This is a genomic window from Niallia sp. FSL W8-1348 (assembly GCF_038006745.1).
In the GTDB taxonomy this organism is placed as follows: Bacteria; Bacillota; Bacilli; order Bacillales; family Cytobacillaceae; genus Niallia; species Niallia alba.
In genome coordinates this window covers 26,813-40,362 of record NZ_JBBOVV010000004.1, presented here as the reverse complement: position 1 = coordinate 40,362, position 13,550 = coordinate 26,813, and the positions used below count along the sequence as shown (strand labels likewise).

The following is a 13,550-nucleotide window of genomic DNA, read 5'->3' as shown; positions in this document are numbered from 1 at the left end:
TCCTTTTACTCGACTCCAAGCCCTAAATCCGACACTGCCAACTTAATTGATTTTAAATCCGTTTTCTTATCATCATAAGATACTGTTACTTTCCCCTTACTTCCACTGACTTTAATGGCTGTTTTGCCAACACCATTCACTTGTTTCAAAACATCTTTGACAACTGAAGGCGGACAACAATCCATCCCCAAAACCGTAAATGTCCCTGTTTTAGTTTTTTCAATGGTAGCTTTTACATGCTCCTTAGCATCTATAGTATTTTGTGCTTCTTTTTCGTTACTACACGCACTAACCACTAACAGAAGGGATAATTAATCCTAATTAAGTGTACTCTCATATAAACACCTCATTTTTATAATCCACCTTCAACTAGAAATAAAAAAAGAAACATACAAAAAACGAAAAATGTCGTGATCCATAAGCCGATGATAGAACTTTTTCTTTTTCCCTTTCTTCCATAAACCATGTAAAAGGAGTAAGCAAGAAGGATAATCGTTACGATGCTAAACAATAATCGATATTTCAATGAGTAGAAGGCTAATGCTCCGGCAAAACCGGTTAATCCCAGGGGGATAAAAATCAACGGGCCCAGGCAGCATCCAGCCATAACAAAAGCCGAAAAGATGGTAGCTAATTGCGACACTCTTTCCTTCATGCTTTAAACCTCTCCATGCTACAACAATCATGTGTCGTTGTGCTTTCTTTCTTTGTTTCTGGATTAAGTTTCCTCCAACCCATAAAAAGAGCAAAAACGAACAACAGACCCATCATGATGAAAATAATATCTTTATATTCCGTGAAGTATGATGCCAATGCTGTTCCTGCAAACAACGGAAGCAGTAAAACCAGATGGCATGGGCATGTGATTAGAGCGACAAGAAACCAACCTGTGCTTTTTATTGTATTTTTCATCCTGTTTCACCTCTTATTTCTTCATCAGTGTTTCAATAATAGGGCATTCGTAAATATCTTTGTTTTCGGGACATCTTTCTTTAAGATCCACCAGTATTCGTTCAATTCTCTTAAGATCTTCAATTTTACGCTGGATGTCCTCTATCTTAAGAACAGTGAAATCATACATATCACGGCATTTGGTTTCGTCGCGATCGACGACCCCTAGCAATTTATCAATTTCGTTTAAGGTAAATCCCAGTTCCTGCATCCGTTTGATAAAATTCAACCGATCGACGGTTGGTTCTGAATACATTCGGTACCCTTTTTCGGTACGATCAGGCTCTGGAACTAATCCTAAACGTTCATAATATCGTATGGTCTCCTTGTTAACGCTACACTTTTCAGCCAGTTCTCCAATACGAAATTGCATTTATCTCACCTCATATAAAGTATAAACCCTGTACCATGGTATAGGGTCAAGAATAGTATTATTTATATTTTATCGATTAACTGTGACTTTAAGAGATAAATTGCACGTTTTTTAAACGCGATTTTGCACTATAAGTAAATATAAAAAGCCCAATGTCCCAATAAATTGAGAAATTAGGCTTTTTTCGTTGCTTCATTAAAGCGTCCGTTTGTGGAAGTATCTTGTTTAAGTGTTGCTTTGAAATAAAGTTTGATCAAAAATACCTCGCAAACCCATATTTTACGATAAATAAAAAGAATCCATTTTTGAAAAAAGTTTGATCAAAATGGATTCTTATCCAGCAGATTTAAGTTTGGTTTTTATAAAAAAGTTTGATCATTTTCTACCTATGTTGCTCTACAATCGCGCATGATTGTTGTAGATCACTAAAGCTTCTATTAACTGGTTTAGTAAAAGAAGAAACTATTGATATATTCATTTCCCTCTCTCAATCAAACATTAATATTACTTAAAGTCCCTCTTTGTAATCAGTATGATCTTTCAGTATCAATTTAGGTATAGCCTTGATATAGAATAATTCTCCGATCAACTCCACAATGGTCTGTGTAACAATCACAGCTGCAGCTAACGTTGCCCAAGAATCGGGTAAAGCTAATGCTAAAGGAAGAACTACAAGGGAGTTCCTTGTTCCAGTACTAAAGATTAATGCTCTTCCTGCACCTATATCTAATTTGAACACAAATGCGATAAAACGCGATATAAATGGTGTAATGATTAAAAACAAAATATATATCGGAATCACACGCACAATAATTTCGAAATCACTGTATACCTTACCAATTTGGGAAGTCACTACCACAATTAATACTAAAGCCATAAATGGTACGGGGAACCACGTTGTAATATCTAATACCTTCTCACCTAGTGCTGTCTTTTTAGCCCACAATTGAGTAATGATCGCTAATATTAAAGGCGTAACTATTAGTAATAAAAAAGCTTCTAGGAATGGCTCTATATGAACAACTCCTCCCATTTCTTCACCTATAAATAGCCATAAATACAATGGAAGTAATATCATTTGTACTACAAACAAAATAGGCGTGGAAGCTAACATTAATTTCTCATTTCCCTTTCCAAGTTGAGTAAAGACTATTACGTAGTCAATACATGGCGTAAGTAAAACCAAACAAACGCCTAATAAAATTGGTGGAGATTGTGGAAATATCATTGTTAATATCCAAACAATTATAGGCACAGCTATAAAATTTCCAATTAGTAATGCCGCCATGAATCTGAGATTTGAAATTGCCTCACGTAGTTTTAAGAATGGAATTTGTGCAAACATTCCATACATGAGAATGGCTATGAGTGGCGAAATAGCCCAATCTAAGCCTTTTCCTAAATCCTCGTTTGAGATACCTAGAATCCCTCCAAACAGAAGCGATATACCATAGATCCAAATTTGTTGATTTTCTAACTTTTCTCTAGTAATATTCACTTTTAAAATCATCCTTTATTAATACTATCTTTTCGAATTGTTTCTCAGTTAAGTAAGCTTTTATCTTTTTCAAAATACCTTCATTCTTCTATCACGTTTTAACAACAAGTGCCATTTGAATGAACCTTTGTGAAACATTCCGACCAAGTAAGACATTCACACTTCAATCCATTCTTTAATACATCCAACATTAATGATTTCCATTAATCGTCACTCCAAAATAAATAATTCGACCTGCACGTATGATTGTGCAGGCCTAGTTAAATTAAATATGCTCTAACTGTTCGAATTATTTTTTATTCAGCATATGAATAGCATGTCCCATAACGCCTTCAGCTGCTTCCATGAGTGGTTCAGGTAAAGTTGGGTGTGCATGAATTGTAAGGCTGAGATCTTCTGCCGTTGCCCCTGACTCAATTGCAAAAACTGCTTCAGCAATAAGAGATGATACTTCTGGCCCTACCATTTGTACACCTAAAACCCGATTAGATTCTTTATCCGCCACAACTTGTACAAAACCATCGGCATCCGAAACAGATAAAGCTCTGCCGTTAGCTTGGAATGGAAAACGGCTAGAGACCGTTTCATATCCTTCTTCCTTTGCTTCCTTCTCCGTTAAACCTGTATAGGCTACTTCAGGATCGCTAAAAATAACAAAAGGCATTGCCTGAAAATCAATTACACTTTTTAGCCCACTTATTACCTCTGCAGCTATCTTACCTTCATAACTAGCTTTATGAGCAAGGAGGTAACCACCAGCACAGTCCCCGATCGCATATACATGTTCAACATTTGTTTGACATGTATTATTTATCTTAATAAAACCGCGTTGATCTAATTCAACCCCGATATTTTCCAATCCAACTTTTCCTGTGTTCGGTTTTCTTCCAATGGAAACTAAGCAATAATCCCCTTTAATTATCTCTTCCTTCCCATTAACCTGAACTTGAACATTTACTTCATCGCCTGTATTTTCTCCACCTTGGACTAAAGCATTCGTTATAACTGTGATTCCAAGTTCCTTTAAATGACGTTTTACTACATTTGTAAGCATAGGGTCCGTACCTGGAAGAATTGTATCTGATCCTTCAAGGATGGTCACTTTAGCTCCGAATTTAGCATAAGCAGTACCCAATTCCAAACCGATATAACCACCACCTACTACAACTAAATGTTTTGGTACTTCTTGAAGCATCAATGCCTCAGTTGAAGAGATAATTCTTTTTCTATCAAATGGCATACTTTTTAACTCAGTAGGTAATGATCCTATCGCAAGGATTAAGTCTTTGTATGAAAAGAATTTTTCTTCGTTACCAATTTTGATTTTGGCAACATAGGGTTCAGTAAGATAAGCTTCCCCACTAATGACTTCCACTCCATTGCCTTTCAGTAAAGTCCGAACTCCATTCGTTAGTTTATTTACTATACCGTCCTTCCACTTCACTACTTCTGGCATCTCTACTTCAACTTCACCAGAAACCTTTATTCCCATTGAGTTGGCATGTTTTATGTGTTTTACTCGTTCAGAAGCACTAATAAGAGCCTTTGAAGGTATACAACCACGGTTAAGGCAAACCCCTCCTAGTTCTGCTTTATCCACCAAAACCACTTTTTTCCCTAACTGAGCAGCACGTATGGCAGCTACATAACCTCCTGATCCTGCGCCTATAACTAACAGATCTACATCATTTTTTCCTTCAACAGTCATTTCAGTTTCCTCCTTCGATTTTATAAAGAATGAAAAGAATTATTTTAAATTAAGGATGAAAGCGTTTTTGTCCCATGTGGATACCAATATGTAATATAAAAGCTGCTGTTTTACTTATACCCAATCTTTCCATTTTTAATTAGGCTGGATATTTAGAAGTTATACTATTAATGAGATCATTTTTAGAAAAGGGCTTTCCAATCTGTCTGGAAAGCCCTTTTTAGCCCTTTTCCCTTTATTCTTTCACTCTCATTAGTCGCAAACCATTTAGTGCTACCAGAAGGGTTGCACCCATATCAGAAAGGATAGCAATCCAGAGCGTTAACCAACCTGGGATAACCAATAGTAAGGCAATAAATTTAATAGCAATTGCAAAAGTAATGTTAGCTTTGATTATATTTAGAGTTTTTCGGCTAAGTTTTACAGTGAATGGAAGTTTTCTTAGATCGTCACCCATTAGAGCGACGTCTGCCGTTTCCAGGGCTGTATCTGTACCAGCTCCACCCATTGCAATTCCAACTGTTGAGGCCGCCAATGCAGGTGCATCATTGACACCATCTCCTACCATAGCTACGTTGCCATACTCAGATCTCAACTGTTTAATAAAGTCTAATTTGTCCTGTGGCATTAGTTCTGCCTCAATATCAGATACTCCAACCTGCCCTCCGATAGCATTAGCAGTACCTTTGTTATCACCTGTAAGCATAATTGTTTTTTTGATTCCAAGTTGATGTAACTTTTGAATAATTTCCTTACTTGATTCACGAACTTCATCAGCAACTGCAATAACTGCAAGTATTTCTTTTTCGGTTCCAATAATCATGGCTGTCTTACCTTGATTTTGAAGTGTAGTAACATTTTGTTCTAAGTCTTTATCGAAATTAGAAATTGCTAATTCTTTAAAGAGTTTCGGACTTCCAATGTAATAAGTAGTCCCGTTTACAATACCTTTGATACCCTTACCTGTAATAGAAGAGAAGTCCTCTACCTGTACGTCAGAATAAGAAATGTTCTCCTCTTCTGCTTTTTTCATAATCGCAGATGCAAGTGGATGCTGAGAACGATACTCTAATGCAGTAATGATGGATAGTAATTCTTTTTCATTTATCTGTTTGTTCAACACATTAAAATCAGTTACAGCTGGGACACCTTTTGTTAATGTACCTGTTTTATCAAATGCAATAGCCTTTAAGGCACCCATTTCTTCTAAATACACTCCGCCTTTTACAAGGACACCTTTTTTTGCGGCATTCCCAATCGCTGAAACGATAGAAATCGGAGTCGATATGACCAACGCACAAGGACAACCAACAACAAGAACAGCTAATCCTTGATAAACCCATGTTTCCCAACTACCATCAAAGAATATAGGAGGGACGATAGCAACTAATGCTGCAATGATCATAATGATCGGTGTGTAATATTTTGCAAATTTATCGACAAATGCTTGCGAAGGAGCCCGTTCTCCTTGTGCTTCCTCTACAAGATGAATAATTTTAGAAATCGTTGTATCTTCTACAAGTTTCGTTATTTTTACTTCAAGTAATCCTTCTTCATTTAATGTACCTGCAAATACTTCATCATCAACTGTTTTCTCAACAGGGACTGATTCACCGGTAATAGCTGCTTGGTTGACTGCAGAGTAGCCACTTACGACTACACCATCCATCGCAATCTTTTGACCAGGTTTGACAATCATAATATCCCCAACAGCAATATCATCGACATGAATCATTATTTCTTGCCCATTACGTCTAACGAGTGCCTCTTTAGGAGCGATATCCATTAATGAACGAATCGATTGTCTTGCTCTGTCCATAGAGAATCGCTCAAGTGCTTCACTGATTGCAAAGAGAATAACAACAATGGCAACTTCTGCCCATTCTCCAATAATAGCACCACCTATAACAGCTACTGTCATAAGGGTTTTCATGTCAAATTCAAAGCGTAGTAAATTTTTCAAACCGACTTTAAAAAGTGACAACCCTCCAATAATCATGGATGCTAAAAACAATAAGGTAGTAACAATGTTCTCTTCTCCGTTCACAGACGAGGAAAGGTAACCAAAAGCAATCAATAAGGAAGCATAAAGTAGAGTACTATGCTTTTTATAAAACGGCACTTTTTCTTCTTTCGTATCTTCTTTTACCTCTTGTGAAACTTGGCGAGCCGATTTTTCAGGAGTCACTTTAAGATTTTCGAATGCACCGGCTTTTTCTAGTTCTTCAATTGTTGCATCACCGTAAACAGATATCTTAGATGCACCAAAATTTACTTTTGCATCCTGAACTCCTGGAAGCTGTTTTACGTTATTCTCAAATTTCCCAGCACAGTTTGCACATGTAAATCCTTCAACACGGTAAACATTTTTATCCTCTTTAACCTCTTGTTTAGCTTCCCGCCTTGGTTTTTCAGGAGCCACTTTAAGGTTCTCAAATGCACCAGCTTTTTCTAGTTCTTCAATCGTTGTATCACCGTAAACGGATATCTTAGATGCACCAAAATTCACTTTTGCATCTTGAACTCCTGGAAGTTTTTTAACATTTTTTTCAAACTTCCCTGCACAATTTGCGCATGTAAACCCCTGAACGCGATAAACATTTTTTTCAGCCTCTAATGCTTTTGCTTCAGACAATTTTTACAACCTCCTTCTGATGTGCAAATGCAACCTGTATTAGTTGCTTTACATGATCATCATCTAATGAATAGTAAACTAACTTACCTTCTTTTCGATATTTAGCTAATCCAAGATTTTTAAGTAACCTCAAATGATGAGATGTTGTGGCAGTTGTAGCACCAACAATATTTGCTACATCACATACACACAATTCATCTTCCAAAGAAAGAGTATACGCAATCTTAATCCTAGTATCATCCGATAAAGCTTTAAAAACTTTGGCTACATCCATAGGATTTTGTTGGAGTAGTTCATTTTTACCTCTTTTGACTTTTTCTTCATCTATACACGTAACTTCACATGCATCATATTGCAAATTTTTCACCTCATATCAATCAAATATTCATTTGAATATTATTATATGTGAACAAAAACAAATAGTCAAATATACGTTTGAATATAATTTGCATAAAAAGCAGGTTTTCTTTAGTTTGCAGTAATTAATTATTCTTATAACTAAATTTAATTTCCTTTTTATGTTGGATACACTAGAAATATTGTCAGGGTGCCAGTTTTAAAACTTGAAGAGTTTTTCAATATAAAAAGCCCAATTTATCTCTTTATTAGAGAAAAATAGGCTTTGCGGCTGACTCTCCATTAATTAAGGTGTCTTCCTTATAAAACAGACTTCTGTGATTAAGAAATCAACTTTTGTCATTTATCTTGTTCGGCAAAAGGCGTACTTAATAAGCTAATTATCTACGAAAATTTAGTGTAATTATAACTTTCGTTTAACATTCTTTATCACTACTTTGCTATGGGGAATACTTGGCATGCTCACCATGCTGTAACTTAAATCCTGGTTAGGAATTTCATATTCCATACGCTTGGCCAGATAATCAAGACTTACTTTCATGACTTCAATGGTGACCCACTCTCCAGCACAGCGATGACCCATAAAGTAATCACCACCACCCTGCGGAATGAAGCCAAATGGGCTTCCTTCCCATTTAGCAAACCGATCAGGACTGAACAAATCTGGGTTTTCCCAAATTTCAGGGTCATGATTTGTGCCATAAAGATCCAGTAAAGTTAATGTGCCTTCTTCAAATTTATAGCCGTTCCAGGTGAAATCTTTTTTTACCAATGCTACGACAAACGGAAAAAACGGATAAAAACGGCGAACTTCCTGTACAAACATCTGAGCATATTTTTCATCACGGGATTCAAGTTTCTCCCTTTCTTCCGGATAATGATACAATGCCAGCGCAGTGAAATTGATGAATATAGCGATCGCCACAATAGGTCTCAAGATATTGATCACTTCCACAGCAGCAGTCTCGGTATCCAAAAGATTCCCTTCTAAATCGCGATGCCAGGCAAATATATGTAAAGCTGTATCTTCTGGAGGATTTATTTCCTCATTACGCACCTTATCAACTAACTCACCAATCCAATTTTCTACTTTATTTCTTGCATTTCTCGCTAGCCAATGATTTGGACCAACGGCAGCCGGAGACTCGAACATCGCCGCCAAGTCTTTTGTCAATTCCTTAACATCGTCTTCTTCCAACGGGACACCTGCCCACTGGCAGGCTGTTCTGCATAGGATTTCTTTTACTTCTTCATAAAGAATAACTTCATCCATCTGTCCCCATTTATTTAGTGCTGTCTTCCACTGTATTTTTGTAATGTTTGTTAAGTTTTGAAGTCCTTTAGGAGACATGATGGACATAAACATTTCTTTCCGATGTTTGTGATCTTGTCCATCCAATGCCTGCACACCATTCTTCCCAAACAATGTTTGAACCGCCCGGTTCGGTGCTGCATCTTTCCTTTTGAATTTTTCAGTGTCATAAAAAACTTTCGCAGCTTCCTTTCCTACCATGCAAATCGCTTTCTTTCCTAGCAATCGGGTCTCAAATATATCAGAATTAAAACTTTTACGTCTGTTCAAAATGTACATGTATCCTTCTCTCATAAGGCTTAAGCTATGATCTATGCCCTCTTCCCGAGGCATTTGATTTGTATCTGCCATATCATTCATCTCCATTTTCATTAGTGATGTTTTTATTCTTTGTAACTTTTCCCTATTTACTCATAAAAAAACTTGAATCACATACCACATATTGAACATTATCAAGATAAAGAAAATGGCTGCCGACTTTGTCGACAGCCTGAGACCCTAATCCAAATTAGGGTCTTTTTATTTTTTTTGTTTATTCTGAGTGTGCCCTGTTTAAAATGTAGTAAAATCAATGGGTTGTTTCGACTGGAAGATCCTTTTATACTAAATTAACAGCAATCTATATTTGATTTTTTCATCATTTTCTTACAATCTTTCATTTTCATTTTTCCATTTTTTGTCATTTCACAACAATCCATTTGACAGTTCATTTCCTCACACATTTCCATACATTCTTTTTTTGATTGACAACAATCCATCTCTTCCGATTGTGCTGCATAAACAGAACCACTAAATGCCATCACTACTAAAAATGCTAAAGAAAATATTATTTTTCTCAACCCTTTTCCCCCTTATGTAAAAATGATTGATGTGTCCAATGGTATTATACTATACCGCTAATTAACACTCACTAGATTTCTAACACTACAAACATAAGAAACGAGAGCTTAGGATAACAAGCTCCCGTTTTAATAGAATTAGTAAGCTTTATATTGGTTGAACACCTGATCCACCACAACAACCACATCTTTTGCCACCATGACAACACGGACAACATCCACTTCCCTGACAATGAGGACATCCTCTCCCACTACAACAACAGCACATACCAGCACCACCACAATAACGACAACATCCTGCGCCTTGGCAGCAATGACATTTATGCATACATACACCTCCATAAGATAACCACGCATAGTATATATATTTACTTGGTGTCAAGTTTAAACATGCCTATCTAAATTAATAATTTAGTTATAATAAATACTCTATACATTTCTAGTTATCACCCCCTTAATCGCTAAGGGGGTTCAAATTGTCACAATTTATGGTCATTTAACATCTAATTTTTGATTTTTGGTGATGTTTTTCATAGTGACCCCTTATTCTTTAAATCGTTTCCGGACCCCATGACGGTAAGTTTCTCTTTAAAAAGAAAAGATATATCGTAATTCTTAGGAAGATCTTTCAATTGGCAGACGTTCTTGCATGTTTAGCTTAAATGTCCCATACGGGTTTACATGGGCATAGATTAATGGTGTTAAGGCTCTAAAATCCTCAGGAGTTAACTTTTGAAGAAGAGATTTATTTTGTTCCAAAAGTACCTCTTGAATCATCAGTGTATTAATTAACACCAAACAGTTTTGAAGAAGATGGAGAGCAAGTACAGCGACTTCTTGATCTTCCATTCGGTTTGTTTGAATTTCTCCTCCTTTTCCGTAAAAAATAAAGCTATTGGCTGAGTTCCAGTTTTCAACGACATTTAACCCTTCATGGATTTCTCTTCGGACTTCTTCTGATGATAAATACTCACAAAGGAAGATCGTTTTTAACACTTTTCCTAATTCGCTGAGTGCCCGATACGTTGGATGCCCACTATTACGAGTGAAACGCTTGAGAATCGCCTCTGTTTCAGCTGTACCCAATCGTAAAGCAGTTGTATATTTAATCATTTGATCATACTGTTGTTCAATTAAACTCCAATTAATCGCTCTTGTTAAAACAGGCTGTAAGTTTGGATATGAGTCTTGCATGCCTACATCTGGACGATACAGTTTTTGAGCATGAATGGCTTTAAATCTCGGCATTAGTTGGAATCCAAGCAAATGACAAAAAGCGAAGGCAACTTCACTTTGACCGTGTGTATCCACGTAGTTTTTTTCTACTTCCATATTTGTGCAATGACGAAGTAACCCTTCGATCATAGAAGCTACTTCTGATGAAGAACAGGATTTTAGTTGCGAATAAATACATGTAGAGTTCTTTTCCACGTGCCAATAAATCATTACTCCACGTCCCCTATATCGAATATGCCATTCAGTCAACAAGTTCTGATCCCAAGCCCCAAACTTTTTACTATCAGACGCACATGCAGTTGTTCCTTCACCCCATACTTCTGTTACACGAGCATCTAGAATGGCATTGGTTACCTTTGAAATGGCTTGCCGTAGGTTCTCTTTATGGATGAATTTCCGCCGTACATAGAGTAAGTCCTTGTAACTTCCCCCATGTTCACCAGCCGCAATTCGCTTTAATCCTGTGTTTGTTCCCAATCCATATAAGCAAAGAATAAGTCTTCGTTGCAGTGTTTCCTTATCAAGGATCTCACGATTACCTAGCGTTTGGAACACATCTGTCAGATGTACACGTAAATCTGCCTCTTTTAAAATATCCAAAAGATTGGTCATGGGCCAACGCTTCATGACCTCTGCCTTTACGAGATTTAGGTTAACCGGTTCAGCCTGTGCCTGTAAAGGTGACACAGAAATCCAGCCATTTCCCTTACTCAATATACGTACCTTGGAGTTATTTTTAACACTTCTATTTAATTTCTCGAGAGCCGTATTCATACTCTGTTTCAGTTCGTTAATAAGTGTTTGTACTTCAAGGGGCTTACAAAGCGCTTCATAATGTTTTTCTCTATTTTGTTCAAAATCTTTTGGTAAATCTTCCTCTGGGTTTCTATACCGATCAGCTCCGACTACCCATACTTCTTTACAACGTAATCGATCTCGCAGAGCTTGGAGTACACAGATTTCATAATTCATTCGGTTTACACGGTTTGTTTCTTTATCAATGACCGTATCAATCCAACCTGGCTTAACGATTCCTTCAATTGGGATATAATCTGTTTCATTATATGTATACTGATTGGTAAGCTTATATTGTGTAAGTAAATCAATTGCATCTATCACAGGTCGATGCACATCATTATTGGATTGAAATTCTAGAATATCAAGTAAAGCTGGAACCATTCTTCTGTAATGAGTACCGTAGGAGGATCTCATAACAGTATGTACTTTTTGTTTATAGGAGGGACCTGTATGTTTCATTTCCTTCACAATATCTTTTAATTTATCTTCGCCTACGACAGGAAATAAAACATCTCGCACAATACCGTCTGGTTGTTCCACTGCCTTTTCAGCCATGCGGAACAATACGTTTGTCTTCCCACTTACTTTACGAAAATCCCGTAAAAATTCTTTTTCTACTTTTCGTTCCGCCCGAGCACCGATTCGATGAACAATTTGGATAATGAGCTCAACTAAGTTATCCGTAATTTCTCTACCTCTACACCAAAAGAAAGCTGCCAATAAAGTATAACGGATCGGATCAGGATGCCTGCGCAACTCTCTAATATCTTCAGAAACAGCTCGCTGTCTGTACGTTCGGATCATCTTGGGTGAAACACCGTAGAATAAATTTGGTGGAAGCTGTATATCTCGTACTGTTCGTAGTTTTTCTATCTCTTGAAATAAACTGTCTAACCCGATTCTTCCAGGATCAGATACAAGCTCTCGGAAACTGAGAATGGTTTGATCTTTTTCTATCTGTTCTGTATGGGACCAAGTACGTATAAATGTATCTAACTTAGATTGAGAGTGATCAGAAAGTTTAGAGTAAATGGATTGAGAAATCCGGTCCTCATACTGATAAATGGCTGACTTGATGTTTCGATCTAAATGGTCATGAGCTGGGGGAACAATTTGTTGTTTTCTTAGGTGATGTAGTACATGTTTTCTTACTCTGTCTATTTGTAGCTCCTGCGGTAAGATGTTAGCCTGAAGCCAGGATTTTACTTGTTCCATATCAGTAAGGGTGCTGTCCCTAAATCCCATGTAATCGCGAATTTGAGCACGATGATATTTAATTGACCTTCCGTCCCAATCGTACGCTTGAAATAAATCCGCAGGTACATCTACTTGCTTGGCAATGTATTGAATAACATCTTTACTTATTTCCTGTTTCCCTTTTGGAAAACGTCCCTGATATTGAAAGAACTTTAGTAGAACGGCAAACCCCAGTCGTGTTCCTCCATATCTGTTTCCGAGTAAACGCATTTCTTCTGGAATAACGGTAAAATGTTCAATAAGTTCTTCTAAGTCCCAATTTTGCTTCACTTTGTTTTTCCTCCTTATCATACGTATCAGCAAAATCTTATAGGAATTCAGAATATAAAAAAAGTCCCTAGATTCAGGACTGAATCAATAAAAAGATTTACTTTGCCCCTGGTTGCACGAACGCTGGTACTGGGCCTTCTACAAGATAACTATTACCTTCGTATTCGTATGCGAATCGGTATTCTAACACTTTTTCACATTGAGGTTTTCCAGTATGCAATGTTGGCTCATATTTATAATGATTTAATTGAATCATCACAATATACTCCTTATTTTTAAAGAACTTTATTATTTACCAACACTCGTCTTAAATTTC

Annotated in this window: 13 protein-coding genes; all 13 read right to left on the bottom strand. The window is 36.8% G+C overall.

Annotated elements, in window-relative coordinates; genetic code table 11:
* Window positions 1-5: 5 nt before the first annotated feature.
* Entirely contained in the window at window positions 6-302 is a 297-nt protein-coding gene (gene merP / locus NST60_RS25020) for a mercury resistance system substrate-binding protein MerP (RefSeq protein ID WP_220040973.1), read from the bottom strand.
* A 50-nt stretch (window positions 303-352) separates the two neighbouring features.
* A complete protein-coding gene (merT, locus tag NST60_RS25015) occupies window positions 353-655 on the bottom strand; it encodes a mercuric transport protein MerT (protein ID WP_047943212.1) in 303 nt (100 codons plus the stop codon).
* Window positions 652-912 (bottom strand): hypothetical protein, encoded by a 261-nt coding sequence (locus NST60_RS25010; RefSeq protein ID WP_047943211.1) that lies wholly within the window; start codon window positions 910-912, stop codon window positions 652-654. The genes merT and NST60_RS25010 overlap by 4 nt, the downstream gene beginning before the upstream one ends.
* 13 nt (window positions 913-925) lie before the next feature.
* Window positions 926-1,324, bottom strand: a complete 399-nt coding sequence (merR1, locus tag NST60_RS25005; RefSeq protein ID WP_047943210.1) for a mercury resistance transcriptional regulator MerR1 — start codon at window positions 1,322-1,324, stop codon at window positions 926-928.
* A gap of 508 nt (window positions 1,325-1,832) precedes the next feature.
* Window positions 1,833-2,822: an arsenic resistance protein gene (locus tag NST60_RS25000; protein ID WP_082138368.1), complete on the bottom strand. Its 990-nt coding sequence runs from the start codon at window positions 2,820-2,822 to the stop codon at window positions 1,833-1,835.
* A gap of 289 nt (window positions 2,823-3,111) precedes the next feature.
* A complete protein-coding gene (gene lpdA, locus NST60_RS24995; protein ID WP_047943208.1) occupies window positions 3,112-4,530 on the bottom strand; it encodes a dihydrolipoyl dehydrogenase in 1,419 nt (472 codons plus the stop codon).
* A gap of 235 nt (window positions 4,531-4,765) precedes the next feature.
* On the bottom strand, window positions 4,766-7,165 hold the full coding sequence (locus tag NST60_RS24990; RefSeq protein ID WP_047943207.1) for a heavy metal translocating P-type ATPase: 2,400 nt from the start codon (window positions 7,163-7,165) through the stop codon (window positions 4,766-4,768).
* Entirely contained in the window at window positions 7,158-7,523 is a 366-nt protein-coding gene (locus NST60_RS24985; RefSeq protein WP_047943206.1) for an ArsR/SmtB family transcription factor, read from the bottom strand. The genes NST60_RS24990 and NST60_RS24985 overlap by 8 nt, the downstream gene beginning before the upstream one ends.
* Before the next feature lie 402 nt (window positions 7,524-7,925).
* Window positions 7,926-9,185, bottom strand: a complete 1,260-nt coding sequence (locus NST60_RS24980; RefSeq protein WP_047943205.1) for a cytochrome P450 — start codon at window positions 9,183-9,185, stop codon at window positions 7,926-7,928.
* 257 nt (window positions 9,186-9,442) lie between these two features.
* Window positions 9,443-9,673, bottom strand: a complete 231-nt coding sequence (locus tag NST60_RS24975; RefSeq protein WP_047943204.1) for a hypothetical protein — start codon at window positions 9,671-9,673, stop codon at window positions 9,443-9,445.
* 138 nt (window positions 9,674-9,811) lie between these two features.
* The gene (locus tag NST60_RS24970; protein WP_047943203.1) at window positions 9,812-10,015 is read right to left on the bottom strand and encodes a hypothetical protein; all 204 of its coding nucleotides are present in this window, start codon (window positions 10,013-10,015) and stop codon (window positions 9,812-9,814) included.
* A gap of 273 nt (window positions 10,016-10,288) precedes the next feature.
* Window positions 10,289-13,234 carry a Tn3 family transposase gene (locus NST60_RS24965; RefSeq protein WP_047943202.1) on the bottom strand — a complete coding sequence of 982 codons (2,946 nt, stop codon included), beginning with the start codon at window positions 13,232-13,234 and terminating at the stop codon, window positions 10,289-10,291.
* A gap of 97 nt (window positions 13,235-13,331) precedes the next feature.
* Complete coding sequence (locus tag NST60_RS24960; protein ID WP_161798403.1) at window positions 13,332-13,490, bottom strand: hypothetical protein; 159 nt, start codon at window positions 13,488-13,490, stop codon at window positions 13,332-13,334.
* Between the last annotated feature and the right edge of the window lie 60 nt (window positions 13,491-13,550).

What these genes read in the sequence shown, in the direction of transcription:
- merT (WP_047943212.1), bottom strand. Translation starts at nt 655, where the DNA reads ATGAAGGAAAGAGTGTCGCAATTAGCTACCATCTTTTCGGCTTTTGTT.
- NST60_RS25010 (WP_047943211.1), bottom strand. Translation starts at nt 912, where the DNA reads ATGAAAAATACAATAAAAAGCACAGGTTGGTTTCTTGTCGCTCTAATC.
- merR1 (WP_047943210.1), bottom strand. Translation starts at nt 1,324, where the DNA reads ATGCAATTTCGTATTGGAGAACTGGCTGAAAAGTGTAGCGTTAACAAG.
- lpdA (WP_047943208.1), bottom strand. Translation starts at nt 4,530, where the DNA reads ATGACTGTTGAAGGAAAAAATGATGTAGATCTGTTAGTTATAGGCGCA.
- NST60_RS24980 (WP_047943205.1), bottom strand. Translation starts at nt 9,185, where the DNA reads ATGGCAGATACAAATCAAATGCCTCGGGAAGAGGGCATAGATCATAGC.
- NST60_RS24970 (WP_047943203.1), bottom strand. Translation starts at nt 10,015, where the DNA reads ATGGAGGTGTATGTATGCATAAATGTCATTGCTGCCAAGGCGCAGGAT.
- NST60_RS24960 (WP_161798403.1), bottom strand. Translation starts at nt 13,490, where the DNA reads ATGATTCAATTAAATCATTATAAATATGAGCCAACATTGCATACTGGA.